The 26689-nt window shown below is 63.5% G+C and carries 24 protein-coding genes and 1 tRNA gene; 19 read left to right on the top strand and 6 right to left on the bottom strand.

Annotated features, from left to right (window positions below; translation table 11 throughout):
• The first annotated feature begins 63 nt into the window (after nucleotides 1-63).
• The 7 genes from ACFQO4_RS05810 (at nucleotide 64) to ACFQO4_RS05780 (ending at nucleotide 6025) form a co-directional block, all read left to right on the top strand.
• On the top strand, nucleotides 64-738 hold the full coding sequence (locus ACFQO4_RS05810) for a DUF7857 domain-containing protein (protein ID WP_500259996.1): 675 nt from the start codon (nucleotides 64-66) through the stop codon (nucleotides 736-738).
• Nucleotides 735-1439 carry a MinD/ParA family ATP-binding protein gene (locus ACFQO4_RS05805; protein WP_500259995.1) on the top strand — a complete coding sequence of 235 codons (705 nt, stop codon included), beginning with the start codon at nucleotides 735-737 and terminating at the stop codon, nucleotides 1437-1439. The genes ACFQO4_RS05810 and ACFQO4_RS05805 overlap by 4 nt, the downstream gene beginning before the upstream one ends.
• Before the next feature lie 48 nt (nucleotides 1440-1487).
• Nucleotides 1488-2438: an aminopeptidase gene (locus tag ACFQO4_RS05800; protein ID WP_500259994.1), complete on the top strand. Its 951-nt coding sequence runs from the start codon at nucleotides 1488-1490 to the stop codon at nucleotides 2436-2438.
• Between the two features lie 387 nt (nucleotides 2439-2825).
• Nucleotides 2826-3491, top strand: a complete 666-nt coding sequence (locus ACFQO4_RS05795; protein ID WP_500259993.1) for an HVO_0476 family zinc finger protein — start codon at nucleotides 2826-2828, stop codon at nucleotides 3489-3491.
• Between the two features lie 67 nt (nucleotides 3492-3558).
• Nucleotides 3559-4209, top strand: coding sequence for a protein-L-isoaspartate(D-aspartate) O-methyltransferase (locus tag ACFQO4_RS05790; protein WP_500259992.1), 651 nt, complete (start codon nucleotides 3559-3561; stop codon nucleotides 4207-4209).
• A 71-nt stretch (nucleotides 4210-4280) separates the two neighbouring features.
• Complete coding sequence (locus tag ACFQO4_RS05785) at nucleotides 4281-5228, top strand: class I SAM-dependent methyltransferase (RefSeq protein WP_500259991.1); 948 nt, start codon at nucleotides 4281-4283, stop codon at nucleotides 5226-5228.
• Between the two features lie 62 nt (nucleotides 5229-5290).
• Nucleotides 5291-6025 carry a protein-L-isoaspartate O-methyltransferase family protein gene (locus ACFQO4_RS05780; protein ID WP_500259990.1) on the top strand — a complete coding sequence of 245 codons (735 nt, stop codon included), beginning with the start codon at nucleotides 5291-5293 and terminating at the stop codon, nucleotides 6023-6025.
• Between the two features lie 2 nt (nucleotides 6026-6027).
• Here the strand turns inward: ACFQO4_RS05780 and ACFQO4_RS05775 are convergent, their stop codons facing one another.
• The 4 genes from ACFQO4_RS05775 to ACFQO4_RS05760 form a co-directional block, all read right to left on the bottom strand.
• Nucleotides 6028-6480 (bottom strand): DUF7382 domain-containing protein, encoded by a 453-nt coding sequence (locus ACFQO4_RS05775; RefSeq protein WP_253432625.1) that lies wholly within the window; start codon nucleotides 6478-6480, stop codon nucleotides 6028-6030.
• 199 nt (nucleotides 6481-6679) lie between these two features.
• Nucleotides 6680-8809: a bacterio-opsin activator domain-containing protein gene (locus ACFQO4_RS05770; protein WP_500259989.1), complete on the bottom strand. Its 2130-nt coding sequence runs from the start codon at nucleotides 8807-8809 to the stop codon at nucleotides 6680-6682.
• Nucleotides 8810-8967: 158 nt separating this feature from the next.
• Nucleotides 8968-9393, bottom strand: a complete 426-nt coding sequence (locus ACFQO4_RS05765) for a group I intron-associated PD-(D/E)XK endonuclease (protein ID WP_500260468.1) — start codon at nucleotides 9391-9393, stop codon at nucleotides 8968-8970.
• A 128-nt stretch (nucleotides 9394-9521) separates the two neighbouring features.
• Nucleotides 9522-9594: transfer RNA gene (locus ACFQO4_RS05760), tRNA-Asp, on the bottom strand.
• A gap of 373 nt (nucleotides 9595-9967) precedes the next feature.
• Between ACFQO4_RS05760 and ACFQO4_RS05755 the strand changes: the two genes are divergently transcribed.
• The 12 genes from ACFQO4_RS05755 to ACFQO4_RS05700 all read left to right on the top strand — a co-directional run bounded on the left by ACFQO4_RS05755 (nucleotide 9968) and on the right by ACFQO4_RS05700 (nucleotide 23818).
• A complete protein-coding gene (locus ACFQO4_RS05755) occupies nucleotides 9968-10195 on the top strand; it encodes a DNA-directed RNA polymerase subunit H (RefSeq protein ID WP_254159406.1) in 228 nt (75 codons plus the stop codon).
• A complete protein-coding gene (locus ACFQO4_RS05750) occupies nucleotides 10196-11770 on the top strand; it encodes a DNA-directed RNA polymerase subunit B'' (protein ID WP_253432635.1) in 1575 nt (524 codons plus the stop codon).
• Nucleotides 11771-11773: 3 nt separating this feature from the next.
• The gene (gene rpoB, locus ACFQO4_RS05745) at nucleotides 11774-13603 is read left to right on the top strand and encodes a DNA-directed RNA polymerase subunit B (protein WP_254159408.1); all 1830 of its coding nucleotides are present in this window, start codon (nucleotides 11774-11776) and stop codon (nucleotides 13601-13603) included.
• A gap of 3 nt (nucleotides 13604-13606) precedes the next feature.
• Nucleotides 13607-16570, top strand: a complete 2964-nt coding sequence (locus ACFQO4_RS05740) for a DNA-directed RNA polymerase subunit A' (RefSeq protein WP_500259988.1) — start codon at nucleotides 13607-13609, stop codon at nucleotides 16568-16570.
• A complete protein-coding gene (gene rpoA2, locus ACFQO4_RS05735) occupies nucleotides 16563-17789 on the top strand; it encodes a DNA-directed RNA polymerase subunit A'' (protein ID WP_500259987.1) in 1227 nt (408 codons plus the stop codon). The genes ACFQO4_RS05740 and rpoA2 overlap by 8 nt, the downstream gene beginning before the upstream one ends.
• Nucleotides 17790-17859: 70 nt before the next feature.
• The gene (locus tag ACFQO4_RS05730; protein ID WP_500259986.1) at nucleotides 17860-18279 is read left to right on the top strand and encodes a NusA-like transcription termination signal-binding factor; all 420 of its coding nucleotides are present in this window, start codon (nucleotides 17860-17862) and stop codon (nucleotides 18277-18279) included.
• Nucleotides 18280-18387: 108 nt separating this feature from the next.
• On the top strand, nucleotides 18388-19599 hold the full coding sequence (locus tag ACFQO4_RS05725) for an alpha-hydroxy-acid oxidizing protein (protein ID WP_500259985.1): 1212 nt from the start codon (nucleotides 18388-18390) through the stop codon (nucleotides 19597-19599).
• Between the two features lie 114 nt (nucleotides 19600-19713).
• A complete protein-coding gene (locus ACFQO4_RS05720) occupies nucleotides 19714-21408 on the top strand; it encodes a hypothetical protein (RefSeq protein WP_500259984.1) in 1695 nt (564 codons plus the stop codon).
• Between the two features lie 186 nt (nucleotides 21409-21594).
• Nucleotides 21595-22023, top strand: coding sequence for a 30S ribosomal protein S12 (locus ACFQO4_RS05715; RefSeq protein WP_253432648.1), 429 nt, complete (start codon nucleotides 21595-21597; stop codon nucleotides 22021-22023).
• A 1-nt stretch (nucleotide 22024) separates the two neighbouring features.
• Nucleotides 22025-22633, top strand: a complete 609-nt coding sequence (locus ACFQO4_RS05710) for a 30S ribosomal protein S7 (RefSeq protein WP_500259983.1) — start codon at nucleotides 22025-22027, stop codon at nucleotides 22631-22633.
• A gap of 380 nt (nucleotides 22634-23013) precedes the next feature.
• Nucleotides 23014-23529, top strand: coding sequence for a HalX domain-containing protein (locus ACFQO4_RS05705; RefSeq protein ID WP_500259982.1), 516 nt, complete (start codon nucleotides 23014-23016; stop codon nucleotides 23527-23529).
• Nucleotides 23530-23689: 160 nt separating this feature from the next.
• A complete protein-coding gene (locus ACFQO4_RS05700; RefSeq protein WP_500259981.1) occupies nucleotides 23690-23818 on the top strand; it encodes a DUF7503 family protein in 129 nt (42 codons plus the stop codon).
• On the opposite strand, the gene ACFQO4_RS05695 is transcribed toward ACFQO4_RS05700, so the two are convergent.
• Together ACFQO4_RS05695 and ACFQO4_RS05690 are read right to left on the bottom strand one after the other, a co-directional pair.
• Nucleotides 23815-25866: a CHAT domain-containing protein gene (locus ACFQO4_RS05695; RefSeq protein WP_500259980.1), complete on the bottom strand. Its 2052-nt coding sequence runs from the start codon at nucleotides 25864-25866 to the stop codon at nucleotides 23815-23817. The two genes, ACFQO4_RS05700 and ACFQO4_RS05695, sit on opposite strands and share 4 nt — an antisense overlap.
• 67 nt (nucleotides 25867-25933) lie before the next feature.
• Nucleotides 25934-26674, bottom strand: a complete 741-nt coding sequence (locus ACFQO4_RS05690; protein WP_500259979.1) for a DUF7504 family protein — start codon at nucleotides 26672-26674, stop codon at nucleotides 25934-25936.
• Nucleotides 26675-26689: the final 15 nt, after the last annotated feature.

Genomic DNA, 26689 nt, shown 5'->3' with positions numbered 1-26689 from the left:
CCGCCGTATCGTCGGGAAGCTACCGTGCTCGAGTTTAAATACCAGTGGGCGACAGGAACGACCATGGTCGAGGTTGAGGCGACGGCGACGACCGTCTCCGGGGTGGCGTTCGTCTGCGCGACGGTGTGGAACACGTACACGACGCCCCAGCGCGTCCGCGTGCGAAGTGCCGTGCCCGGACCGACGTGGGCGCCGCGAAACGGTGAGGGGACGACGGCCAGGTGGTCGAACGACGAGTGGACGGCCCGTCTCGAGCCCGGCCGTCGCCGGGGGTTCGGATTCGCGACGCCGGTGTCCGAGGCGGTCGACGATGCGACGACGGTCGAGCGGACGCTGGCGTCCGACGGATCCGCCGATATCACTGACGCTCGAACCGATGGTCGAACCACCGGTCCCACCGACGTTCGAACCGACCTCGAGGCGACACTCGAGTCGCCAGTCGAACTCGTATCGGCCGAACGGGCGGACGGCGAGAACGGACCGGTCCGACCGGACGACGTCCTGGCGTCGCTCGCGCCGTGGGCGCCGGTCGGTGCGGTTCTGGACGGTGGCTCCAGTTGGGATTCCGATGCCGCGCGAGATTTGGATCGTGATCCCGAACCCGGCCACGATACTGGTGCTCCCCCCGAGTCCGCGGACCGTTCTCGAGTCATCAACTCCGCTGGAGACACCAACTCATCTCGAATACCCTGCCCCTCTCGAGTTACCCACCTCCCTCGAGATCCCCTGGAACGATGATCGTCGCCGTCGCCGGCGGAAAAGGCGGCGTCGGCAAGTCGACGATGGCGTTGAACCTCGGCGCCGAACTCGGAGCGGTCGTCGTCGACGCGGACCTCGCCGCCGCCGACCTCCCGACGGGATCCGGACGCGGTCCGGACCTCCACGACGTTCTCGTCGGCCGGGCGACGCCCCTGGACGCCGTCGATTCGACCGGGCCCGTCCGGATCCTCCCCTGCGGTCGCACCCTCGAGGGCGCTCGAGCGTCGGACCTCGCCGAACTCCCACGCGTCGTGGACGCACTCGACCGACGCTTCGGCCGCGTCGTCGTCGACTGCCCGGCCGGACTGGCCCGCGACGTGGGAGTACAACTCGCGAGCGCGGACGCGGCGATGCTCGTCACGACGCCATCTAAGGTCGCCATCCACGACGCGTATCGAACCCACCAGCTCGCCCTGGCGCTCGAGACGCCGATCGCGGCGGTCGTGGTCAACCGATCGCGCTCTCGCCGGGACGAACGCCTGCTCGATTCCGTCGAGCGCCACTTCGGCGCCCCGGTAGTGCGGATCGAGACGCGACCGGCGATCACCGAGGCGCAGTCGTTGGGGCGCCCGCTTCGCGCGGTTGCGCCCGAGTGCCCCGCGCTCGACGCGCTCGAGGCACTCTCACGGATGATCGAACGCCGTGGTCGTCGGTATTCCGAACACGTCGATGCCCTGTAATTTTTGCCGTCCGGAACACCTTTCCGAACCGTCCGTCGATCTGTATCCATGACGGATCTTCGATCACCTGCTGAGACCGCCGTTCGACAGTGCCTGGCTCTCGAGCCCGACGAATCGTGCGTCGTCGTTACCGACGACAAGCGGGTCCAGATCGGGGCGGCCCTCTACGAGGTGGCGAGCGAGATCACCGACGACGCGGTGATCGTGCGCTATCCGCCGGGGGAGACCCACGGCGGCGAGCCACCAGCGCCCGTAGCGGCCGCGATGGCCGACGCGGACGTCGTCCTCGCGCCGACGAGCAAGAGCCTGAGCCACACTCGGGCACGAACGGAGGCCAACGAGGCCGGCGCTCGCGTCGCGACCCTCCCGGGAATCACCGAGGACGTCTTCACCACCGGCCTGGACGCCGACTACGAGACGATCGCGGCCCACTGTGCGGACGTTCGCGAGCAGGTCGATGGTGCCGACGAGGTTCGCGTGACGACGTCAATCGGCACCGACGTCACGTTCGGCATCGGCGACCGGCAGTTCCTCTCGGACACCGGCATCGTCCACGAACCCGGCCGAATGTCGAATCTCCCCGCCGGCGAGGTGTTCGTCAGCCCCGAAACCGCCGACGGGACCTTCGTCGTCGACGGGACCATGATGCCCCACGGGTTGCTCGAGCCAGGTCAGACGCTCGAGTTCGAGGTCGAAGACGGCCTCGTCACCCGGATTTCGGATTCGGAGATCCGCGAGACGGTCGAGACGGCGGCCGAGGAGGTCGGCGACGCGGCGTACAACCTGGCGGAACTGGGTATCGGGACGAACGTCGCGGTGACGACGCTGGTCGGAAGCGTCCTGCTGGACGAGAAGGCGGCCGGGACGGTCCACATCGCGATCGGCGACGATGCGGGGATCGGCGGCGACGTGGAGGCACCGATTCACCTCGACGGGATTCTCCGCGAGCCGACGGTGTACGCCGACGGCGAGGAAGTGGCGCTGCCGACGGGCGAGTAGTCGTTTTGGGGCGTCTCCGTGGATGTTCTCGGCGTTTTCGTCTCGAGACGCCTGTCATCACGCCGTCTTCGAGTCGTCGACTGTCGATTCTGCCGTCTCGAGGGCTTGTCTTCCCAGGTAACTCGCCCCTCGAGCCCCGGTCTCGCTCGAGAGCAACCACGAACGCAGGCCTCACCCTCTCTAGCCGCCTCGCCCTCCCCAGCCGCTTCGCTCGCCGCTGGCTCGCGAATCCCTTGCATGAGTCGACCCACGGCTCACTGACGGTTCGCCACGGCTCGGCGCGCGCCACGGCGGGTGGTCCGTGGCCATGCAGTGTGTGGGGAACCCTCCTCGAGCGCCGGACCCGCTTCAATCGTCTTTTACGCCCGGAGCCTGTAGGGGCGTGCTATGAGCGATACCCACGCCCAGGACCAGGACCGCATCCCGACGCCCTGTCCGTCGTGTTCGCCCGACCTCGAGACGGTCCACGAGGTGCTCTCGCCCGGCGGCGGCAGCCTCACCGTCCGCTGTGGCGAGTGCGGCCACGTCCACAAGATCCAGCCCGAACCCGACCGCGAGGTGACCCTCGACGTCGTCGTCTCCCAGGACGGCGAGTCCTTCACCGCGAACGTGACCACGCCCGAGGACGAGACCGTCGAGGTGGGCGACGAGTTCCTCCTCGAGACCGATGACGTGCTCGCGACCGTCCGGGTCACGAGCGTCGAACTCGAGAGGGACAAACGCGTCGAGTCGGCACCCGCCGACGAGGCCGTGACCGTCTGGACCCGCGAGGTCGACAACGTCTCGGTCAACGTCACGATCCACCCCCAGGACGGCCGGCGAGAGGATAGCCGGAGTCTCACCGTCTACGTTCCCGGGGACTACGAGTTCACCGTCGGGGAGACCGACTCCTTCGGCGACGACGAGTTCGAGATCGACGCGTTCGTCGTCCGCGGCGACGCCGAGGGCTACCACCGGGACCGCTTCGAGGAGCCCGGCGACATGGCCTTCGCGAAGGACGTCAAGCGGGTCTACGCCTACGACGAGACGAGCACGGCCTGGTCGGCCTGGTAACGAGTTTCCCGCTCCTGCGCACGCTCAACTCGCGATAACGACTCCGACTCATATCGAGAACGAGGCCATGACGCACGACACCTCCCGAGACCGACGCGACGAACGCGAACGACTCGCCGAGACCGTCGCCGCCCGAAACGAAATCGACGACCGCGTCAAGTCGGCGCTCGAGGCCGTCCCCCGGCACGCGTTCGTCCCCGACGACCGGCAGACGAACGCATACGTCGATCGTCCCCTCCCCATCGGCAACGGCCAGACGATCAGCGCCCCGCACATGGTCGCCGTCATGGCCGACGAACTCGCCCTCGAATCCGACGACGCCGTCCTCGAGATCGGCACGGGGTGTGGCTACCACGCTGCGATCACCGCCGAACTGGTCGGCGCCGACAACGTCTACAGCGTCGAGTACGATCCCGAACTCGCCGACGACGCGCGAGGTCGCCTCGCCGACCTCGGCTACGGAGACGTCGACGTCCGGACCGGCGACGGGCGCGACGGATGGCCCGAGCACGCACCCTACGACGCGGCCTACCTGACCTGCGCGGCTTCCGCGTTCCCCGACCCGGTCGTCGAGCAGGTCCGTCCGGGCGGTCGACTCCTCGCGCCGCTCGAGGGCGGGCTGGGCTCCCAGACGCTGACGTTCGCTCGAAAGCGCGAGGACGGCTCCCTCGAGCGCGAGGACCGCGGGGCGGTGCGGTTCGTTCGAATGCGTGGCTGAGAGAAACGGCGACCGGCGAACGAGTACGCGTGCTTTTTCGACCCGGCGCACCATCGACGACCAGAGACGACATGTCACAGCCACGCGCAACGCCATCGCTCGAACTCTGCTTGCTCCTGCGCGCCGCCCGCGAGACCGGCGCGCTCGAGGCGCTGATGACCACCGCGGACACGCCGACCGACCTGGCGAGCGAAACCGACCTGAGCGAACGCGCGGCCGAGACGCTCGTCGACGTCCTCGAGGCCGAGGGATTCCTCGAGGACGTCGGAGGCGCGTACGAACCCACGAATCGCTCGCTCGGCTTCCTGGCGAAGACGGACGTCCGGTCCATCGGGTCGCTTCCTGCAGCCCTGGATCGGCTGGACCGCGGCCTCGAGACCGACTGGCTCCTGACCGACGACCGGCCGACCGAGACGGACACCGAGCGGCGAAACCGTCTCGGCAGGGCAGCGACCGCGGACGAGGCGACGACCCGTGCGCTCGTCACCGCGGCGATTCGCGTCGCTCCCGAGGCCCGACGCGTCCTAGAGGTCGGTGGTGCGCCGGGGACCCGTGCCGTCGAGTTCGTGCGCCGCGGGGTCGACGTCACGCTGTACGACGGCCCGGAAGCCGTCGACGACTCGCGAGCTATTCTCGCCCGCGAACCGGTGGACGTGCTCGAGGGAAGCATCCCCGATGGGTTGTCGGAAACGCTCGAGGGGGCCACCGCGGACCGGTTCGACCTGATCGTCGCCATCGATCAGCTGTCGCGCCTCGGTCCAGCGGCGAACGAAACCTTCGTCGATGCCGCAGTGGACGGCCTCGGACCGGGGGGTTGGCTCGTCGTCGCGGAACGACTCGAGGGGTCGGCAGCGACGCGGGCCGCCGTGGATATGCTGCTCGAGACGACGGCGGGGCGCGTCTACGCGACCGATCGGTATCGCGAGTGGTTCGAGCGAGCGGGCCTCGAGCGGTGGACCGTCGAGTCGGTACCCGGAACGGCGTACGCGGTGCTCGCTGGACGGCACCCGGTCGCCTGACGTGACGACGAGTTGCTCACAGCAAGCGAGTCGTTGATTACCGTCGCGGCGATACCGTCTCTATGGACCCGGCGGTACTGCGCGAGGACATGGTCGACGGCCTCGTCCACGAGTCGAAAGGCGTCCTCGCGGACGAATCGCTCGCTGTCGCCATGCGCGACGTCCCGCGCCACGAGTTCGTCGAGGACGAGTCGGCGGCCTACGCCGATCGAGCCCACGAGTGTCACGGAACGCGCGTACTGGCACCCAGCACGGTCGCACGACTCCTCGAGGCGCTCGCCCCCCGACGCGGCGACTCCGTCCTCGTGGTCGGCGCCGGCGTCGGCTACACCGCCGCCGTTCTCGCGGAACTCGTCGGCGAGACCAACGTCCACGCCGTCGACATCGCGCGCCCGATGGTGTACGAGGCTCGCGAGAACCTCGAGCGAGCAGGCTACGGCGGCGTCCTCGTCGACTGTCGAGACGGGGCCCGCGGGTTGCCGGCGTACGCGCCGTTCGATCGGATTTTACTCGAGGCGGCGACCGTTTCGCCGCCCAGGGACTTGCTCGAGCAGTGTCGCGAGGGCGGCCGGCTCGTGTATCCGCGGGGCGCTCAGCCCCAGCACCTCGAGGCGCGTCGTCCCGACGGTACGACCGAGCGATTCGGCGCCGTCTCGTTCGAACCGCTGCTCGTCGACGGCGAGCAGGTCGGGGCCGTCGAGCGCAACCGGACGGCTCGAGAGGACGTCGAACACGCCACGCGCCGTGCCCAGTCTCGAACCGGCTGGGAGCGTGAGTGGATCGAGTGGGAGGGGTAGGCTCAGTTCTCGATAACGACGATTTCGGTGTTCGACTGGTCGTCGACGTAGTCGGTGTTCGTCGGCGGGACGACGTCGACCTGGAGCGTCCCGGTTCGCTGGCCCTGTCTGAGCGTCGGGTCGAGTCGCAGGGTAACCGTGCCGTCGCTTCCGGTCTCGCCCTTGACGGCCGAGTCCAGCCAGGCGTCGTCGCTCATGACGATGACGGTCGCGCCTTCGACGGTGTTGCCGTCGTCTCCGAGAACGGTGAGGTCGACGCTCGTCGTTCGACCGGCGTCGACCGTCACGGGGTCGATCTCGACGTCCGTTTCCGTCTCGGCCAGCGTGCCGATGCCACCGAGCATGCTCATCATGATCGCCAGGCTCGCGACGCCGACGACGAGCGCGATGATCAACCTGATGGGGAGTCCTTCGATCGCCCTGTCGTCCGCGCCGAACCGATGCGGTGGTCGCATGGCCGGTCTGGCCGCTCGTTAGTATATAAACTCACGGCTGACAATCGAGTCGACACTCAGGGGTCTGAAAAGTGGGGTGGGGGGTTAAGGGGGGGGGGGGGTGGCGACAGTCTGTCTCAGATCGCCAACTAATGGTATGGACGCGGGGCCATTAAAAATAGCTTCTATCTGTTTGGAGGGTTCGAAAACGGAGCACTAATTAATTAGATTCGGGTCCGAACGCCAGCGAGACCAACTTTCGCTGGGCCGCTCGCAGGTGATAGTGGTAGGTCGGCGGCGTCACGTCGAGGGCTGCGGCGAGATCCTCGCCCGTACTCTCGCGCGGCCACTCGAAAAAGCCGCTGTAGTGGGCCGCTTGCAGCGCCTCGAACTGTTTGGCCGTCAGCGACTCCTCGAGTCGCGCGTCGAACCGGGTACTCGAGACGCTCGACGTCGTCTCCCGGCGAGCCGCCAGCTCAGTTTCCGGATAGTGGTCTCGTATCGATTCGACTAGTGCCCGCGTGTCGATCTGGCTCGGGACCGACAGCGCGATGGTCGTTACGTCGTCGCTCGTCGTGGTTGACGTCACGTGGGCGTCGTACTCTCGCAGTATCTCGACGAACGGCGTCGGCGTGATCGTCACCTCGAATAACGTCGACTCCTCGCCGTCGGAGACGACCGAGAGGGAGTCGACCACCGCCCATCGCTCCGCCAGGTCGAGGATCTCATCGACCGGCGGTTCTTCGATCGAGACGAACAGGACGGTCTCCTGGGCCCGATCGATGATGCCTTCCAGGGTAATCGTCCCGAGGGCGATCGTTCCGAGCCGATTGAACAGCAATTGCGGGTCCTGGCACTCGAGTTCGATCTCGAGTCGGCTGTCGGTGAGCATCGCCCGGGTGCGCTCGACCGATCGTATCGCGTGGCCGATCGTCTCGCCAAGTTCGCCCAGGACCTCGCGCTCGCTCTCGCTGATCGCGTCGGCCTGTGGGGCGTGGACTACGATGGCGCCGTACCGCCGTTCGGCGTCGACCAGCGGCACGGCGAGCACCGTCTGGTAGCCGTAGGTGAGCGCGGCCTTTCGCCGGTCGGCCCACGCCTCGTCGTCGAGCACGTTCTCGACGACCTGCACCGATTCGGTCTCGAGCGCGCGTTCGATCAGGGCCGCTTCGGGCGCCGCAGGCCCGTCCTCGCGAACGCGGTCGACGTAGGTGACGTCGATTCCTTCCCAGACGGTCGGCGACGGCGTCTCCTGGCCCGCGGTGATCCACGCACAGAGGTAGCGATCGGTTTCGGCGAGGCGCTGACAGACCGTCCGCTCGATCTCCTCGCGGGTCGAGGCCTTGGCGATTCCACGGTTGATCGCCCGAACGATCTCGTTCGTGTGGTTCAACCGGGTCAGTTCCTCGTTTTGCTCGGTGAGCGTGCGGTCGTGTTCGCGCAGTAACTGCTCGCGTTCGGCCCGGTCCAGGGCGGCCTCGGTGTTGGCCCCCAGAATGTAGAGCAACTCCCGCATCGATTCGTCGAACCGATCGGGACGCTCGCTTCCCGCGACGACGATCCCGTGCGTCCCGAGCGGAACGACGAGTTTGCTCCGGCTCACCGAGTCCGCGACGTCCGTTACCCCTGCCGCCCGAACGTTGGAGTAGTACTGCGGTTCACCCTCCGAGAACGCCTCCCAGATCAGCCCGTCGCCACGCCCGATCGTTTCCGCCGGCGTCAGCCGCTGGCGCGTCTCGGCCGTCGACGCCGCGTGTGCGAGCGCTCCCTCGACGGGTTCGAATCGATACGCGGAGACGATCGGCACCTCGAGGATCGCGCCCGCGGTTTCGACGGCGGCCTCGTAAATCTCGTCCTTCGTCCCCGCTCGCATCAGGTCGCGCGTGGTGTCGTGGAGCGCCGTCAGCGTCCGTTCGTATCGCCGTTCGTTCTCCCTGAGTTCGGTCTCCGTCCGGTACTGTGAGACGGCGTTCGCGATCTGATTCGCCAGCAGGGTGAACCGGTCGCTTCCGGGCTGTTTCTGCAAGTACTGGGTCACCCCGGCGGCGATCGCTTCGCTCGCGATCTCCTCGGAGCCCTTCCCGGTGAACAGGATGAAGGGCAACTCCGGATCGCGTTCCCGGACGGCCTCGAGCAACTCGAGTCCGTTCATCCCAGGCATGTCGTAGTCGCTCACGATACACTCGATGGGTTCGGCCTCGAGGACGCCGAGGGCCGCATCCGCGCTCGAGACGGTCGTCGCCGAGATGTCCTCGCGCTCGCGCTCACGCTCACGCTCGAGCATCGTCGTCGTCAACTCGGCGAACCTGGCGTCGTTGTCGACGACCAGAACGCGCATGGTTTCGGTCACGTTGGACCACGCTCCGGGTCCGGGTCTCGAGGCGACAGCTCCACAGCGTCAGCCTCGAGAGTGGAGTCTACAGTGACTCGGGGGACGACGTCGCTCATCACCGGAAGATAAACCGGTGCGTACTAAATAATTAGTATTCGATGAACGTTTCACCTAACTCACGGCGTCAATAGCGGGATTTGCTCGTCCAGTTCGTACTCTTCTGCCCAGTTTATCGATGGGTGGGCCATTTTCGATTCGAACCGAAGTTCCATTTCCTGCACCGTCGCATCTTCGATATCAACCCAGTACAACGTCTCCGTCGGCGGATAGCGAACGAGAAAGGCATCGATCTTTCCATCGTAGGTCTGCTCGTGGTAGTCACCGTCTCGAGTCGTCTGGGAGTGGGTATTGAATCTGATTGTGTGCTCTTTGTTTTTCCACGCGGTTTTACATTGAACGCGATGGCAGGCTTCTCCCGCATCGATGATGAGGTCGTACGGGTCGTTGTCTCCGAAAGGAATCGATACGCTGAGGCCGCGAGCAACGAGGTGAGCCAAGATGGCTGCCTCCGTCTCGTCTCCAACGTTCTTCGAATTGCCCATAGAAACGATTGCTTCGCTTTCGTTGATAAATGCGAGATTCTGGGAACGGGTATGGAACTCGCTCAATCGCCACGTTGCCGTTCATAACGTGACGAACTAGCCGCTTACGAATTTGAAGTATGAGAAAGCGCCCGAGGCGGGATTTGAACCCGCGTCACAACCGTGACAGGGTTGTATGATGGGCCACTACACCACCCGGGCACCCTGCAACTCTTCGTTTCCCGGTCGCAGTATTAAGGCTTTCCAATCGGTGACGGTTTGGTAGGGCGGGACGCAACACGATTTCCGTTCGTGTAGTCGGAGACTTCTTCTCGAGTCGACTGACCTCGAGCCACACTACCGATTCAACGGTGGCCAGATTTGGTATCGATCGATTGTCAATTCTCCGCAAAGGATTTAATCGATACGTGTGGTACGTACTGGTATGTGACGCCGCCGGCGACGGGTGACGGCCGGCGGGCCGGCTAGCCGTGCCTGTGGGCCAACTTAGTAACCGTTAAATGCCTTCCGGCAATACGTCCCTGTAGTATCTCGTGATAGCCGCTTCTCCCCCGGTAGGCCGGACCAACAACACATGGTAGACGTAAGCCAACACGAACTCGTGCCAGAGCACACCATCCTCGACGAGGAGGTACTCGAGGACGTGCTCGACGAGTACGACATCGACCGTACAGACTTGCCGAAGATCAAACGCACGGACAAGGCGCTGCCCGACGAAGCCGAGGTTGGGGACGTCATCAAGATCGTGCGAAACTCGCGAACGACGGACCAGGCCGTCGTCTATCGACTCGTGGTGGAATAAATGGAACTGGATCGAACACTCAGACGGGACATCTCGCGGGAGTATTTTTCGAAAGAACGACTGGCCGAGCACCACTACCGCTCGTTCAACTCCTTCCTCACGCGAGGGATGCAGGAGGTCGTCGACGAGAAGGCGACCATCGACACGGACATCGGCGACAAGGAGGGCGAGGAGCCCGTCCGCGTCGATCTCGGGGACGTGCGCGTCGTCACACCCCGAGTTCGCGAGGCCGACGGGTCCGAGGAGTTGCTCTACCCGCAAGAGGCCCGCCTGCGCAACATCACCTACTCCGCACCCGTCTTCATGGAGATGAGCATCGTCAAGGGTGAGGAGGGCGACGAGCGCGTCGTCGACTCGACGGAGACGAAGATCGGCCGGATGCCGATCATGGTAGGCTCCGAGAAGTGTAACATCGCCGGCTTTTCCGACCAGGAACTCATCGAAATTGGCGAGGACCCTGCCGACCCCGGCGGCTACTTCATCGTCAACGGCTCCGAGCGGGTGCTGATGACCAGCGAGGACCTCGCGCCGAACAAGATTCTCGCCGAGTACGACACGAAGTACGGCGACGAGATTCAGGTCGCCAAAACCTTCAGTCAGCGCCGTGGCTACCGCGCCCTGGTGCTGTGTGAGCGGACCCGGAACGGCCTGCTCGAGGTCTCGTTCCCCTCGGTATCGGGCTCGATCAACTTCGTCACCCTCGTACGCGCGCTGGGTCTCGAGTCCGACGAGGAGATCGTCCACAAGGTCTCGAACGACCCCGAGGTCGTCAAGTACATGCTCGAGAACCTCGAGGAGGCGGAGGTACAGACGAAAGAGGAGGCTATCGAGGCGCTGGGCAAGCGTGTCGCCTCCGGCCAGGGCAAGAACTACCAGCTCAAGCGGGCGAACTACGTGATCGACCGCTACCTTCTGCCCCACCTCCACGAGGAAGGTGTCGAGGAGGAGGACGTGCGAATCAACAAGGCCCACTACCTCTGTCGGATGGCCGAGGCATGTTTCGAACTCGCGCTCAACCGGCGCGAATCCGACGACAAGGACCACTACGCGAACAAGCGGTTGAAGGTCAGCGGCGACCTGATGCGGGACCTGTTCCGGACGGCGCTGAACAAGCTGGCACGCGACGTGAAGTACCAGCTCGAGCGCGCGAACATGCGAAACCGGAACCTGTCGGTCAACACCGTCGTGCGCTCTGACGTCTTGACCGAGCGACTCGAGCACCCCATCGCGACGGGGAACTGGGTCGGCGGACGCTCCGGCGTCTCACAATTGGTCGACCGAACGGACTTCATGGGCGTCCTGAGCCACCTGCGCCGGCTGCGGAGCCCGCTCTCGCGCTCACAGCCACACTTCGAGGCGCGGGACCTGCACGCGACCCAGTGGGGTCGCATCTGTCCCTCCGAGACGCCGGAGGGGCCGAACTGTGGGCTGGTGAAGAACTTCGCGCAGGCGATGGAGCTCTCCCAGCACGTCGAGGACGAACAGGACCTGAAACGCGAACTGGCGTCGATGGGTGTCGAGGGCATTCCCGGCATCGAGGGCGTCGAACGAACGACAACGAGTGCGGACGACTAACACATGAGTAGCCAACAACGAGAAGCCAAGGTGTACGTCAACGGGTCGCTGGTGGGTACGCATCCGGACCCGGAGAAACTGGCCGAACAGATTCGCGAAGCGCGACGCATCGGCGACGTCAGCGAGATGGTCAACGTCTCGGTGAAAGAGCGCACGCGCGAGGTCATCGTCAACGCCGACGCGGGCCGCGCTCGCCGTCCCCTGTTGGTCGTCGAGGACGGCGAACCCCGCATCACGGACGCCGAAATCGAGGCCCTTCGCGACGGCGACCTCGAGTTCGAGGACCTCGTCGACCACGGCTACATCGAGTTCATCGACGCCGAGGAGGAAGAGGACATCTACGTCGCCGTCGACGAGGACGACCTGAACGACGATCACACCCACCTCGAGATCGATCCCTCGCTAATCTTCGGGATCGGTGCGGGGATGATTCCGTACCCCGAGCACAACGCGAGTCCGCGCATTACGATGGGAGCGGGGATGGTCAAGCAGTCGTTGGGCCTGCCTAGCGCGAACTACCGGATCCGGCCGGACACGCGCCAGCACCTGCTGCACTACCCACAGCTGTCGATGGTCAAGACCCAGACGACCGAACAGATCGGATTCGACGAGCGCCCTGCCGCCCAGAACTTCGTCGTCGCCGTCATGAGCTACGAGGGGTTCAACATCGAGGACGCGCTCGTCATGAACAAGGCCTCCGTGGAACGGGCGCTCGCTCGCTCGCACTTCTTCCGGACCTACGAGGGCGAGGAACGCCGGTACCCCGGCGGCCAGGAAGACCGCTTCGAGATTCCGAGTCAGGACGTCCGCGGCGCTCGCGGTGAGGAGGCCTACACCCACCTGGACGAGGACGGCCTCGTCAACCCCGAGACGAACGTCGACGAGAACTCCGTCTTGCTCGGCAAAACGAGCCCACCGCGGTTCCTCGAGGAACCCGACGACATGGGCGGGCTCTCGCCACAGAAGCGCCGGGAGACCTCTGTGACGATGCGTTCGGGCGAATCCGGCGTCGTCGACACCGTCACCCTGATGGAGGGCGAGGACGGCTCGAAACTGTCGAAGGTCTCGGTGCGTGACGAACGAATCCCCGAACTCGGAGACAAGTTCGCCAGCCGCCACGGCCAGAAGGGGGTCGTCGGTCACCTGGCGCCCCAGGAGGACATGCCCTTCACCGAGGAGGGCGTCGTTCCCGACCTGGTCGTCAACCCCCACGCCCTGCCCTCGCGGATGACCGTCGGGCACATCCTCGAGATGATCGGCGGCAAACTCGGCGCGATGGAAGGTCGTCGCGTCGACGGCACGCCGTTCCTCGGCGAGGACGAGGACCAACTTCGCGGCGGACTCGAGGAGGCCGGCTTCAACTCCGCGGGCAAGGAGGTCATGTACTCGGGCGTGACCGGCGAGAAGATCGAGGCCGAAATCTTCGTGGGCGTCATTTTCTACCAGAAACTCTACCACATGGTCTCGAACAAACTGCACGCCCGTTCGCGCGGGCCGGTGCAGGTGCTCACCCGTCAGCCCACCGAAGGGCGCGCCCGCGAGGGTGGGCTGCGTATCGGGGAGATGGAGCGCGACGTGTTCATCGGCCACGGCGCGGCCATGACGCTCAAGGAACGCCTGCTGGACGAGTCTGACCGCGAATTCATCCACATCTGTGGCAACTGCGGAATGAGCGCGGTCGAGAACGTCGAGCAACGCCGGGTGTACTGCCCGAACTGCGACGAGGAAACCGACATCCACGAGATCGAGATGAGCTACGCGTTCAAACTGCTGCTCGACGAGATGAAAGCCCTCGGCATCGCCCCGCGACTCGAACTGGAGGACGCCGTCTAACACATGCAACACAGCACACCCAAAGACATCGGATCGATCAACTTCGGGCTCATGGAGCCCGAAGAGTACCGGGAGATGAGCGCGACGAAGATCATCACCGCCGACACCTACGACGACGACGGCTTCCCCATCGACATGGGGCTGATGGACCCCAGACTGGGCGTCATCGACCCCGGACTCGAGTGCAAGACCTGCGGGAAGCACTCGGGGTCGTGTAACGGCCACTTCGGCCACATCGAACTCGCGGCGCCGGTGATCCACGTCGGTTTCACCAAACTCATCCGGCGACTGCTCCGGGGAACCTGCCGTGAGTGTTCGAAGCTCCTGCTCACCGAGGACGAGCGCCAGGAGTTTCGCGACCAGATCACGGAGTACCGAAAGCTGGGTCACGACCTGAACGACGTGACGAAGGCGGCGATTCGGCAGGCACGAAAGAAGGATCGGTGTCCGTTCTGTGCCGAAATCCAGTACGACATCGACCACGAGAAGCCGACCACGTACTACGAAGTCCAGCAGGTTCTCACGAGCGAGTACTCCCAACGCATCGCCGGTGCGATGCAGGGCAACGAAGAGGAGGGCATCGACCGAACGACGCCCGACGAACTCGCGGACAAGACCGACATCGAACTCACCCGGATCAACGAGATCCTCTCGGGTTCGTTCCGCCCGCGCGAGGATCAGCGCAAGGCGATCGAGAAGGCTCTCGACATCGACCTGACCGAGGAGGATACGAACAAGTTGATGCCCTCGGACATCCGCGACTGGTTCGAGGCGATCCCGGACGAGGACCTCGAGGTACTCGGCATCGACGCCGAACGGTCCCGACCCGAGTGGATGATCCTGACGGTGCTGCCGGTGCCGCCGGTCACCGCTCGTCCGTCGATTACACTGGACAACGGCCAGCGCAGCGAGGACGACCTCACCCACAAACTGGTCGACATCATCCGGATCAACCAGCGGTTCATGGAGAACCGCGAGGCTGGTGCGCCCCAGCTGATCATTGAGGACCTGTGGGAACTGCTCCAGTACCACGTCACGACGTTCATGGACAACGAGATCTCGGGAACGCCGCCGGCGCGACACCGCTCCGGACGGCCCCTGAAGACCCTCTCCCAGCGGCTGAAGGGGAAAGAGGGCCGGTTCCGCGGTTCGCTGTCCGGGAAGCGTGTCAACTTCTCGGCCCGGACCGTCATCTCCCCCGACCCCACCCTGAGCCTCAACGAGGTCGGCGTCCCCGACCGCGTGGCGACGGAGATGACCCAGACGATGCTCGTCACCGAGCGTAACCTCGAGGAGGCTCGACGCTACGTCGCCAACGGGCCGAACAGCCACCCCGGCGCGAACTACGTGCGACGACCGGACGGCCGCCGGCTCAAGGTGACCGAGAAGAACTGCGAGGCGCTCGCGGGGCTGTCCGAAGAAGGTGAACTCGAGAGTTCCCAGACGATCGGTCCGGGCTGGGAGGTCAACCGGCACCTGATCGACGGCGACATCGTCATCTTCAACCGCCAGCCGTCGCTCCACCGGATGTCGATCATGGCCCACGAGGTCGTGGTCATGCCGTACAAGACCTTCCGGCTCAACACCGTCGTTTGCCCGCCGTACAACGCCGACTTCGACGGCGACGAGATGAACATGCACGCCCTCCAGAACGAGGAGGCCCGCGCGGAGGCGCGCGTCCTCATGCGCGTGCAAGAGCAGATCCTGAGTCCCCGCTTCGGGAAGAACATCATCGGGGCGATCCAGGACCACATCTCCGGGACGTACCTGCTGACGAAGGACAACCCCCGGTTCAACGAGACGCAGGCGCTCGACTTGCTCCGGGCGACCCGGATCGACGAACTGCCCGAACCCAGCGGCATCGACGACGAGGGCGAGCCGTTCTGGACCGGCCGGGATGTCTTCTCTGAACTCCTGCCCGACGACATGAACCTCGAGTTCACGGGGACGGTCGGCGACGACGTCGTCATCGAGGACGGCCAGCTCGTCTCCGGAACGATCGCCGAGGACGAGGTCGGCGAGTTCGGCGGCGAGATCGTCGACGCGATCACGAAGCAGTACGGGAACACTCGCTCGCGCATGTTCATCAACGAACTCTCGACGCTCGCGATGCGGGCGATCATGCACTTCGGGTTCTCGATCGGGATCGACGACGAGACGATTCCGGCCGAGGCCGAAGCGCGCATCGACGAGACGATCGAGGAGGCCTACGACCGCGTCGCGGAACTCATCGAGGCATACGAGCGCGGCGAACTCGAGAGCCTGCCCGGGCGGACGCTCGACGAGACGCTCGAGATGAAGATCATGCAGACGCTCTCGCGGGCGCGTGACAACGCGGGGAACATCGCCGAGGAGCACTTCGAGGGCGACAACCCCGCGGTCGTCATGGCCGAGTCCGGAGCGCGTGGGTCGATGCTCAACTTGACCCAGATGGCCGGCTGTGTCGGCCAGCAGGCAGTTCGTGGCGAGCGGATCAACCGCGGCTACGAGAACCGCACCCTGAGCCACTACCAGCAAAACGACCTCTCCGCGGAGGCTCACGGTTTCGTCGAGAGTTCCTACACGGTCGGCCTGGACCCGCGGGAGTTCTTCTTCCACGCGATGGGCGGCCGCGAGGGACTGGTCGACACGGCAGTCCGGACCTCGAAGTCCGGCTACCTCCAGCGTCGGCTGATCAACGCGCTCTCGGAGCTCGAGGCGCAGTACGACGGCACCGTCCGGGATACGGGCGACACCATCGTGCAGTTCGAGTTCGGCGAGGACGGCACCTCGCCAGTGCAGGTGGCCTACGACGACGACCACGACGTCGACGTCGAGGGTATCGCCGAGACGGTGCTCGAAGAGGAGTTCGACTCCGAGGCCGAGCGCGAGGCGTTCCTCTCCGGGAAGCGGATCGAGACGAACCTCTCGGAACACGCCGACAGCCGTCGAGTTGTCGAGCCAGAGGGGGTGAGCTCGGATGACTAAGACCGAGAACGTCTTCGTCCAGGACTACGACGTCGACGACGATGCCGTCGTCATCGTCGAGGATAGCGAACTCCCGCGACGGCTCAAGGATCGCGTCTACACGGTGCTCGAGGACAAGGGAGACGTGACGATCGAGCAGGCCCAGGATATCGTCAGCGCCGTCGAGACCGAGTACGTCGAGACGCGCGTCGATCCGCTCGACCCCGTCGGGACCGTCAGCGCCCAGTCCATCGGGGAGCCCGGGACGCAGCTGACGATGAACACGTTCCACTACGCGGGGGTCGCCGAGATCGACGTCACCCAGGGACTGCCCCGTCTGATCGAACTCGTCGACGCCCGGAAAACACCGGACACGCCGACGATGCAGGTCCACCTCGAGGACGAGTACGCGACCGAACGCGAGAAGGCCCACGAGGTCGTCTGGAACATCGAGGCGACGAAGATCCTCGCGCTGGGCGACGTGTCGACGAACGTCGCCGACATGCGCGTCCAGATCGACCTGAACCAGGATACGCTCGAGGAGCGACTCATCACGGCCGAGGAGGTCGCCGAGATCATCGAGGACTCCTTGGGCGTGCAGACGACCCAGCAGGGCACCCAGATCGAGTTCGGCCCCGAGGAGCCGTCCTATCGGGACCTCCTCCAGCTGGTCGAGGAGCTTCGGGACATCACGTTCAAGGGCATCGAGGACATCTCGCGGGTCGTCATCCGCCGGGAGGACCTCGAGGTCGAAACCGACGACGGCGTCGAGGAGCGCGAGGAGTTCGTTCTCTACACCGAGGGGTCGGCCTTCGGCGACGTACTCTCGATCGAGGGCGTCGACGCTTCGCGGACGACCTGTAACAACATCCACGAGATCCATCGCAACCTCGGCATCGAGGCCGCCCGGGAGGCGATCATCGAGGAGACGAACAACACGCTGGCCGAACAGGGGCTCGACGACGTGAACGTTCGCCACCTGATGCTCGTCGCGGACATGATGACCAACGAGGGGACCATCGAATCCATCGGCCGCCACGGGATTTCGGGCTCGAAGGACTCCGTGCTCGCCCGCGCGGCGTTCGAGGTGACGGTCAACCACCTGCTCAACGCCGCCATCCACGGCGAGATCGACGAACTCGACGGCGTCACCGAGAACGTCATCGTCGGCAAGCCGATCAAACTCGGTACCGGCGACGTCGACCTGCGGATGGGGTCGTCGCCGAACCGGGCGGACTGATTCGTTGGCTCACGAACTCGCTAGCTCACTGACCGACACTCACTGACCAACTCGCTCCCTCGTTTTTCAGATGACCATTTCACTCGAGGACGACGCACGCCAGTTCATCGCCCGATTCGAGGACGTCTCCGGAATCTCCGGCCAAGACTGTCTCGTCTTCGAGGACCGCCTGGTGATCGTCGTCCCCCCGGGGACGATGGGGCAGGCAGTCGGCGCCCGCGGCCAGCACGTCCAGCAATTCGAGTGCCAGACGGGGCGATCCGTGCGGCTGGTCGAGGGCTCGAGCGACCCCGAGGCGTTCGTGGCGAATGCGCTGGCGCCCGCGGCGGTCCGCAACGTCACGATCAGCGAGAACGAGACGACGGTCGCCTACGTCGAAGTTGCCGAGGACGACCGCGGGGTTGCCATCGGCACCGACGGCCGACGAATCGAGGACGCGCGGACGCTCGCTGAGCGTCACTTCGGGATCGACGACGTGCAGTTAGCCTGAGCGTCCGCGTGATGGTGCTACGTTTCTCCTCACCTCGAGGATGCCTTGATATCGACGTTCCTCGAGATTCCCCGAACGTATACGGTCGTTCGTGACAGATCGATGGGCATGACCGACGACGGGCCAACGTACGGTCGGGAACGATTGACCGAGGTCTACACCCAGGGAATGCTCGCCGGACAGCCGCCATCGCTGCCGCCGTCCTACGAGGCGCTCGAGGCGGCCGCGGAGGCGGCTCTCGATCCGGAGGCGTTCGGCTACGTCGCGGGAAGCGCCGGTGCCGAGCGAACGAAGGCAGCGAACCGGACGGCGTTCGAGCAGTGGCGGATCGTCCCGCGGATGCTCAGGGACGTCGCTACGCGGGATCTCTCGGCCGACCTGTTCGGCGAGACCTACCCCGCGCCGGTCGCGCTGGCGCCGATCGGGGTGCAGTCGATCCTTCACGAGGAGGCGGAACTTGGATCGGCGCGGGCGGCCGCTGGTCTCGGCTTGCCGTTCGTCCAGAGTACCGCCGCCTCGGAGACGCTCGAGGACGTCGCCGACGCGGTCGGGGACTCACCAGCGTGGTTCCAGCTGTACTGGAGTTCGGATCGCGACCTCACCGAGAGCTTCGTCTCGCGTGCGGAAACCGCCGGCTACGAGGTACTCATCGTTACCGTCGACACGCCGATCATTAGCTGGCGCGAGCGCGACGTCGAGCAGGCGTACCTCCCGTTCCTCGACGGCGAGGGCGTCGCGAACTACTTCTCTGATCCCGCCTTTCGGGACCTGCTCGCCGATCCGCCCGAGGAGAATCCCGACGCTGCGGTCATGACGTTCGTGGACGTCTTCGGCGACGCCTCGCTCACGTGGGACGACCTCGAGTGGCTCGCCGGTGTCACCGACCTGCCGATTCTCGTCAAGGGAATCGTTCACCCTGAAGACGCCACGCTGGCGCTCGAGTCCGGCGCTGACGGCGTAATCGTCTCGAACCACGGCGGCCGCCAGGTCGACAATGCGCTCCCCGCGATCGAGGCGCTCCCTCGAGTGGTCGACCGACTGGCGGACAGAGGGTACGGCGACGCCCCGGTACTCTTCGACAGCGGCATCCGTCGCGGCGCGGACGCCGTCACAGCACTGGCCCTCGGTGCCGAGATGGTCCTGCTCGGACGGCCCTACGTGTACGGCCTCGCGATCGACGGCGAAGACGGGGTTCGGGAAGTCTGCCGGAACTTTCTGGCGGACTTCGACCTGACGCTTGGACTCTCGGGGCGAGCCTCGGTCACCGAACTCGACCGATCGGCGGTCGTTCCCGCGGACGGTTCGCTCGATCTCGAGTGATGGCGGTGTAGTTGGTTCGTACGCACCCGAAGAAACTCGCCACCAGGACGATTTCGCGGGCAAATCGGGCACAACAGTAAAATACGTCCGGTCGGGTCTTTTGCTCGAGAAAGAATGTCTGGATTACAGAACTTCAAGAAAAATGGTCGATCTTTTGCGATCGTAGCTATCGTCACAGTGTTGCTTCTCGCGACGACGAGCGGGGTCGCAGTCAGCGCTTCGCCCGTCGGAACGACTGCTGTCGCCGACTCGACCTCGGGTGATCAGGTTCCGAACCCCATCGCGGCAGGGACCTACGAGGGACAGGAACTTGAGGCAGGCCAGTCGGTCACCTACGACGCGGAACTCTCCGAAGGCGAGTACTTCGCGGCTGTTGCACTATTTGAATCCGGGACGGATCTCCGAGTAACGATTCGTGACCCGAGCGGGACGGTAGTCGGCGAAACGTTCAGTGACAGGGAGTACGAAGTCGCCGAACTTCTGTCGGTGGACGAGGACGGAACCTATATCGTCGAAATCGCGAACGAAGGCACCGCGGCGGTGACGTTTATCCTCGACGTCTACCACGACGGGGGCTCCGAGACTGACTCTGAGCCGTCGACCGACGACGTGCCTGACCCACTCGAGGAAGGGACCTACGGGGGGCAGGAACTCGAGGCGGGCCAGTCGGTCACTTACGAGGCCGAACTCACCGAGAACGATTTCTTCTCGATTATGGCGGACTTCGATTCGGACGCCGACATTGCCGTGACGATCCGTGACCCGAGCGGATCGGCAGTCGGCGAATCGTTCCCGCACGACGACTTCTACGCGGCGGACCTCACCAGCACACCTACCGACGGGACATACACGGTCGAGATCGAAAACCGAGGCGAGACGGCGGCCACATTCATCCTTGACGTCTACTACGACGAGTTCGAATCCGATCCGACCAGAGCCCAGATTCCGGATCCGCTCGAGGACGGCTATTTCCCGGGTCTCGAACTCGAGAAGGGCGAGACGGTCACCTACGACGCCGAACTGGAAACCGGTGACCTCTTCACCGTGAGTGTGCTTTCCGGCACCGACCTCGAGGTGATGGTTACCGACCCGTCTGGGTCTGCCGTAGGGACTGACGTCCGAGACGGAGACTACCGGACCGTCAACGTGGTCGGCGCACCCACCGATGGAACGTACACGGTCGCGGTCGAAAACCGCGGCGAGACGGCGACCGAAACCGACCTCAGCGTCCTTTACGAACCGACTCCGGCCGTCCTCGAGAACGGATCGTTCGAAGGAACGGTCGACGGGATGGATTTCGACATTTCCATGATCAATCTGAACGCGGGCGACGACCTCTCGGTGACGATCACGTCCGACGACGCGGCCGACCTCGAGGTAACCCTCTTCGACTCGGCGACCGAGGAACTCGCCACCGGCGAACACGGAGACGGCACCGTTTCCCTCGACCTGTCGGACGTCGAATCAAGCGACACTCATCTGCTGCAGGTGTACAACGTCGGCACGTCTGAAGTCGACTACGAACTCGAGGTTTCACACTCCGGGCACGCCAACGCGACGGGGAAAGTGGGAGCGGAAGACGAGGAAGCGCGCGAAAGCGGAGACGAGGCGAACGAGAGCGAATCGAACGAAAGCGAGTCGAACGAAAGCGAGACGACCGAAAACACCGACGGCGACGGGGACGAATCCGACGCAGCCCGCCAACTGGACGACGAGACACCGGGGATGACCGCCTCCGGCGCGTCCCTCGCCCTTCTGGCCGTCTCGTCGCTGCTACTCGGACGAACCCGCGTCGGCGACGACGCCTGAACAACTCTCGAGAACGGCGTACGGAATTCTCCGCGCCGCCGAGTGGCGATAGGCCGCGCTGTGGCCGTAACTCGAAACCACGAAACGCCCTCAGATCTCTCGAGGAGGTTCGATAAAGCGCTCTCGAGGCGTTTCTCCCGGAAGCAAAAGGGGATGCTTAAGTGCCTTCGTCGGATAGCCATCGCCATGGCAAACGGCAAATACGCCGCGCGCAAACTCAAGAAGGACCGCCAGAACCAGCGGTGGTCCGACTCTGACTACGCGCGCCGAGCACGCGGCCTGCGCGAGAAATCGGACCCGCTCGAGGGTGCGCCTCAGGCCCGCGGTATCGTCCTCGAAAAGGTCGGCATCGAAGCGAAACAGCCCAACTCGGCCATCCGAAAGTGTGTCCGTGTCCAGCTAATCAAGAACGGCAAGCAGGTCACGGCGTTCTGTCCCGGCGACGGTGCGATCTCGTTCATCGACGAACACGACGAGGTCACCATCGCCGGTATCGGTGGTGCGAAGGGTCGTGCCATGGGTGACCTCTCCGGCGTCAACTACAAGGTCGACAAGGTCAACGGCGTCGCCATGCTCGAACTGGTTCGCGGGAACGCGGAGAAACCGGTGCGATAACATGAGCGAGCAGGAACAACCCGAACCCGACGCCCCGGCCGGTGGCAGCGACCTCACGGCCAAGCTCTTTGGCACGTGGGACGTCTCCGAAATCGCTTACGAGGACCCCTCGACCGAGCGCTACCTCTCGGTGACGCCCATCGCGCACACGGCCGGCCGCCACGCGAGCAAGCAGTTCAAGAAGTCCGAACTCTCCGTCGTCGAGCGACTGGCCAACCGCCTGATGCAGACCGAGGAGAACACGGGCAAGAAACAGCAGACGCTGAAGATCGTTCGCGACGCGTTCGAAATCGTCAACGACCGCACCGAGGAAAACCCCGTCCAGGTCCTCGTCACCGCTGTCGAGAACGCGGCACCGCGCGAAGAGACTGTCCGTCTGAAGTACGGTGGTATCTCGGTCCCCAAAGCCGTCGACGTCGCGCCCCAGCGCCGCGTCGACCAGGCCCTGAAGTTCATCGCCGAGGGCGCTCACAGTGCCTCGTTCAAGTCGCCAACGTCGGCTTCGGAAGCGCTCGCCAGCCAGCTCATCGGCGCGTCGAACTACGACGTCCAGACGTACGCAATCAACCAGAAAGAGGAGAAAGAACGCGTCGCAGCCGCTGCGAGATAACCTGCGTCTCGTTTTCAGTTTCGCTTTTCCCAATTTCGATCCGATTTCGGCTACCGACTGGTGACCTTGCCTACCGACTACTGATTATCGAGTTCGAGTTACCTCTCACATCGAGCCAGCATCCCTCGAGCGCGCTCGACGTTTGTTACCATCATTCTCGAGTGTGATCGCGAATGCGGCCTCGAGAGTGACGCTACTGGTCCGTACAGCGTACGCCGTTCGAACCAACTTCGACGGTTACCAACCTTCTCCGACCGGTTTGCTTGCACTTGCAGGCGAGCCGAGTCAGATTTATAGGCCCCGCGCGTGGATTCTACGTACTAACTGTGTTGTCTATTACGTCACCTCGCGTCTTCGCCGTTCACCACGACGTTTCTCGGGTGGTATCGGATGCTGAGGCCCTCTCCGCGGTGTACGACGTTCGCTGCATCGACTTCGACCGATCGATCCTCGACCAGCTCGAGGCGGGCGACGACGTCATCCTCGTCGACTGGGAACTCGAGAGTCCGGACCCCAGAGGGGTTCTCGATGCCCTCAGCCAGAGCGCCCCGTCGACGCCTATTCTCGCGGTTGCGAGCGATGTCCCGACGGACGACCCCATCGACCGTGGCGCCGACGAGTATCTGGTGACGCCCGTCTCGGCCGAGAAACTGCGGTCGACGATCGATCGACTGGTTCTCCAGCACGCCTACGAGGAGGCGATGAGCGAGTACTTTCGACTCGCGACAGAGCGGGCATTACTCGAGAACGAACGCGAAGCGGGTGTCGATGTCGAGGAGCGATACGAACAGGTAGTGGCTGACTTGCGCGAGTGGCGAGAGCGGGCGGATTCGGTCAGAGCGGAGTTCTCGCGCGAGGGGTTCGACCGGGCACTTCGTCGGTTGCTCGGAGAGTAACGAATTTTTACGGTAGTTTTTCGCTCGAACCCGACGCCGTCCTCTTTTTCTATTCTCTCTGGCTGTTTAAATATTTATACTATCAGGTTTTCACATGGATTCTGTGTCTGATTTATTAAAATAAATTCATTACGTGTCGGTACCATGGATTGGATGTACCATGACGGAACTTAGCGACTACCTGAAGAACCACCCACGAATGCTCGGCGTCCTGTTCACGGCCATGCTGTTGTTGTCCCAGGCGGGAACGGTTGCGGCGGGCAACAACGGCGCTTACACTGGCCCTTAATCGTCAATGGAGAACGTTTCACTCCACTGAATTTCACCTTCGTATAGAATTGGAATGTCTTCTAACTGAAGAAAACGCTTGAGCTCCTGCTTTGTTACTGGGAACGGTCCTGCAGTTGCTGCAGTGAGAAAATAAGAGTCGTTTGAGTCGAGATATGGAACAACTATCGTACCTTTTGGTAACTCGGTCGTCTCGTACGTATCGAGTGCAATCATTATCTTCGAGTCTTCTTGAGTAATTCTTCCAATAGTTGGAGCGCCAGTCTCCGACTGCGCTATAGAGATTAATCCGTTTCCGACCATTCGGTACTGTTGTCCTACGAGAGTCTTCCTTCGCGCCACGTCGAGTGCAGCATAGAGCGGGTAGCCTCGATTTAGCACTCGGGCAATCATACTGCCCATGCGAATCGCGCCGCTGTTGATTACGTCACCGAGTGTGACAATTCCTCCAGAACTTCCGGCTTCGACCAGATGAAGTCCCTGGTCACGTGACTGACACGCGTTGAGCAAGAACGCTTTTGCGCCGACTTTCTCGAGTGTCGTTCCCGATAATTTGCCGTCCGAGCACTGGAACCCCTCTCGATCGATATGGCCGATGTAGTGTACAAAATCGCTCTCTTTGGCCAATACTTCTCTGAACTCGTCTCTCGTCAGAGAATAGTACTCGGCCACGTTGAACGGGAGTTCGTCGCGATTACCGTAAATCCCGTTCACAGTCTCGAGTTCATCTTTCATCTCCGAGTCATTACAGACGACTTTAATCTCGATTGGATCCTCTCGCGGCTCTCGACCGATACTGTGAGTAAAGGCGGACAGGGGTGTTGTACTTATCAAAGTCGTCGAGTCATCGGTTTCCCAATGCTGTTCGATTGTTGGTATGTCATGAACCTGACTATGGATGTCGGGTTTCTCCGCACCTCGAGAAGTACTCACTCCCCGTGTGAATTCTTGAATCGCTTCACGTTGCACCGGGGCTTCTGGCGAAGCGCGGTCGGTTTGCTGTATCTGGACGATTGCGAGATCGTTCGCGATAAAGGGTAGAAACGTTATGCTCTCTGACGTCGGTTTTACATGGGCTTCGAGACGCCACTCGGGGATGACTGGTTCGATTGTCGAAAATGGCGTCGAGAGATATTTCTCGAGCTGTTTGGGGAGGGGTTGTTCGTACACCTGCTCTAAATCGAACGGAAGGGATGGCTCGATCACCTGTCGTTCATGTAACGGTACGGGGGTCATCCCTTCGGTACGGACGATACAGTCGAGGAAGAAGATCTGCTTGAGTAACCGTTCGACGGTTTCTTCAAAACCACCGTCACTGGTCAGCGAATAGGATAGCCCGGCATCGGTCGTTACCCTTGATGTCTCTCCGGAGATGACCTCTGCGCCGAGATAGTACGCGAGTGGGGCTACAACGTATACGTTCTCGAGACTCGGCGGAACTTCGACCTGTATTCCTGTTTCCGGCCGGTCAAACCCGTTCGGAATCGATAACGTCTCTCCGAGTTCGAGCGCTGGTGGATGTCCTCTGAGCGTTGGATAGGACCGTTCGGGAGTGGTGGTTTTTAACGCTGACCCGAAGGCCGTAACTGCTTCCATGACGTCTGCTGGCTCCTCTGTCGTGGTAATCGTTCCTGCAGGGCGCGTATGTGAGGAACGGGTGCCAACGATCACTCGGGTTGCATCGTCAAGAGTGATGTGTGTTTGTTGACTATCTGCGTAGATGTGCATCGAACTTTTAAAATGAAGATAGATCTTGAACGGTGTCGAGAGATCGAGAGTGTATGCCCCTTCTGGAAGTAATTGCTGTTCACCCGGACGAACCTCGTGGACCATCGCGCCCGTTTCGTCGCGGACGTACACGAGATCGTTCGTCGGTAGTGTGACACTCTCGACTTCGATTTCGACGGCCGAATCGACCGGATACTGCAAACAGTCGTCGCTGATCGGCTCCGGCGACACCGTCTCGTGAGTCGTCAACCGGTAGCGATGTCGCTCTATCCGATCGATAATCTCGAGCCCGCCATCGACTGCTTCGAATGTCGGCTTCATCTCAGTAGTCTCTGAAGTCGACACCGTCCAGGCTGGGACACCTGACCGGCGCCTCGATGCGCCCCACTCACTGGGTTATCGGTACCCACCCGGTGGAGAGATTGCTCTCTGTGAGCAACCATCGCTCCTGGGCGACGCCGTTCCGTTCTCGAAGTTCGACCACGACATCGAACAGGGGGGTGAGGACCGAAACGGTGCCCGCATCGCGTTCGATGGGGAGCTGGTAGTGGGCGATGCCGCCGGCCGCTCGAGTCCGTCCGTTGAGTAAGTGCAGACACTGGAACACGGCTTCCTTGCCGTACTCCTCGAGGAACGGCACGAGCGAGTCGACGCCGACGCGAAGCATGCCGGGTTCGAGGTCGCTGTCGCCATCGCGTTCGAATCGTTCGATGGCGCTCGAGACGGCGATGCCGACGTCACCGAGGGTTTCGGCGGTCGTCGTCGGTACTTCGGTGCCTGGTGTCGGTGGTGCTGACGGAGTCGCGATTCCCGTCGTCTCCGCCGTTTCCGCCGTCCCCGCCGAGACGCTACGGGCCGTCCCCTGGTAACTAACGATTTCGGCGGTCCCGGAACCTGCGTCGTCGACCAGGCGCTCGATGTCGAACTCCGTCCCAGGCGTCGAAATCACGATGCGCTTTCGGTCTTCCTCGGGGGCCGTCCCGAGCAACCGGCGGGCGATTACCTGCCGCTGGTCGGCCTCGACGACACCGGTCACGAGGACGCTCGCCCCACGTCGTTTCAACCGGGATAGTTCGTCGGCAAATGCACGCTCTGTCGTCCCATCACGACAATCCTTCCCCGAAAGCATCAGTAGTATGTTCCA

Origin of the sequence: Saliphagus sp. GCM10025334, assembly GCF_042663485.1 — an archaeon.
GTDB lineage: Archaea > Halobacteriota > Halobacteria > Halobacteriales > Natrialbaceae > Natronosalvus.
Note: the sequence above shows the minus strand (reverse complement) of the source record. Positions and strands in the feature narration are given on the sequence as shown.

Coding starts and splice junctions, on each gene's coding strand:
- ACFQO4_RS05755 (WP_254159406.1), top strand. CDS start 9,968: ATGGTAGACGTAAGCCAACACGAACTCGTGCCAGAGCACACCATCCTC.
- ACFQO4_RS05790 (WP_500259992.1), top strand. CDS start 3,559: ATGACGCACGACACCTCCCGAGACCGACGCGACGAACGCGAACGACTC.
- ACFQO4_RS05730 (WP_500259986.1), top strand. CDS start 17,860: ATGACCATTTCACTCGAGGACGACGCACGCCAGTTCATCGCCCGATTC.
- ACFQO4_RS05780 (WP_500259990.1), top strand. CDS start 5,291: ATGGACCCGGCGGTACTGCGCGAGGACATGGTCGACGGCCTCGTCCAC.
- ACFQO4_RS05775 (WP_253432625.1), bottom strand. CDS start 6,480: ATGCGACCACCGCATCGGTTCGGCGCGGACGACAGGGCGATCGAAGGA.
- ACFQO4_RS05695 (WP_500259980.1), bottom strand. CDS start 25,866: ATGAAGCCGACATTCGAAGCAGTCGATGGCGGGCTCGAGATTATCGAT.
- ACFQO4_RS05700 (WP_500259981.1), top strand. CDS start 23,690: ATGACGGAACTTAGCGACTACCTGAAGAACCACCCACGAATGCTCGGC.
- ACFQO4_RS05720 (WP_500259984.1), top strand. CDS start 19,714: ATGTCTGGATTACAGAACTTCAAGAAAAATGGTCGATCTTTTGCGATC.
- ACFQO4_RS05740 (WP_500259988.1), top strand. CDS start 13,607: ATGCAACACAGCACACCCAAAGACATCGGATCGATCAACTTCGGGCTC.
- rpoB (WP_254159408.1), top strand. CDS start 11,774: ATGAGTAGCCAACAACGAGAAGCCAAGGTGTACGTCAACGGGTCGCTG.
- ACFQO4_RS05800 (WP_500259994.1), top strand. CDS start 1,488: ATGACGGATCTTCGATCACCTGCTGAGACCGCCGTTCGACAGTGCCTG.
- ACFQO4_RS05785 (WP_500259991.1), top strand. CDS start 4,281: ATGTCACAGCCACGCGCAACGCCATCGCTCGAACTCTGCTTGCTCCTG.
- ACFQO4_RS05710 (WP_500259983.1), top strand. CDS start 22,025: ATGAGCGAGCAGGAACAACCCGAACCCGACGCCCCGGCCGGTGGCAGC.
- rpoA2 (WP_500259987.1), top strand. CDS start 16,563: ATGACTAAGACCGAGAACGTCTTCGTCCAGGACTACGACGTCGACGAC.
- ACFQO4_RS05725 (WP_500259985.1), top strand. CDS start 18,388: ATGACCGACGACGGGCCAACGTACGGTCGGGAACGATTGACCGAGGTC.
- ACFQO4_RS05715 (WP_253432648.1), top strand. CDS start 21,595: ATGGCAAACGGCAAATACGCCGCGCGCAAACTCAAGAAGGACCGCCAG.
- ACFQO4_RS05810 (WP_500259996.1), top strand. CDS start 64: ATGGTCGAGGTTGAGGCGACGGCGACGACCGTCTCCGGGGTGGCGTTC.
- ACFQO4_RS05690 (WP_500259979.1), bottom strand. CDS start 26,674: ATGCTTTCGGGGAAGGATTGTCGTGATGGGACGACAGAGCGTGCATTT.
- ACFQO4_RS05765 (WP_500260468.1), bottom strand. CDS start 9,393: ATGGGCAATTCGAAGAACGTTGGAGACGAGACGGAGGCAGCCATCTTG.
- ACFQO4_RS05750 (WP_253432635.1), top strand. CDS start 10,196: ATGGAACTGGATCGAACACTCAGACGGGACATCTCGCGGGAGTATTTT.
- ACFQO4_RS05795 (WP_500259993.1), top strand. CDS start 2,826: ATGAGCGATACCCACGCCCAGGACCAGGACCGCATCCCGACGCCCTGT.
- ACFQO4_RS05805 (WP_500259995.1), top strand. CDS start 735: ATGATCGTCGCCGTCGCCGGCGGAAAAGGCGGCGTCGGCAAGTCGACG.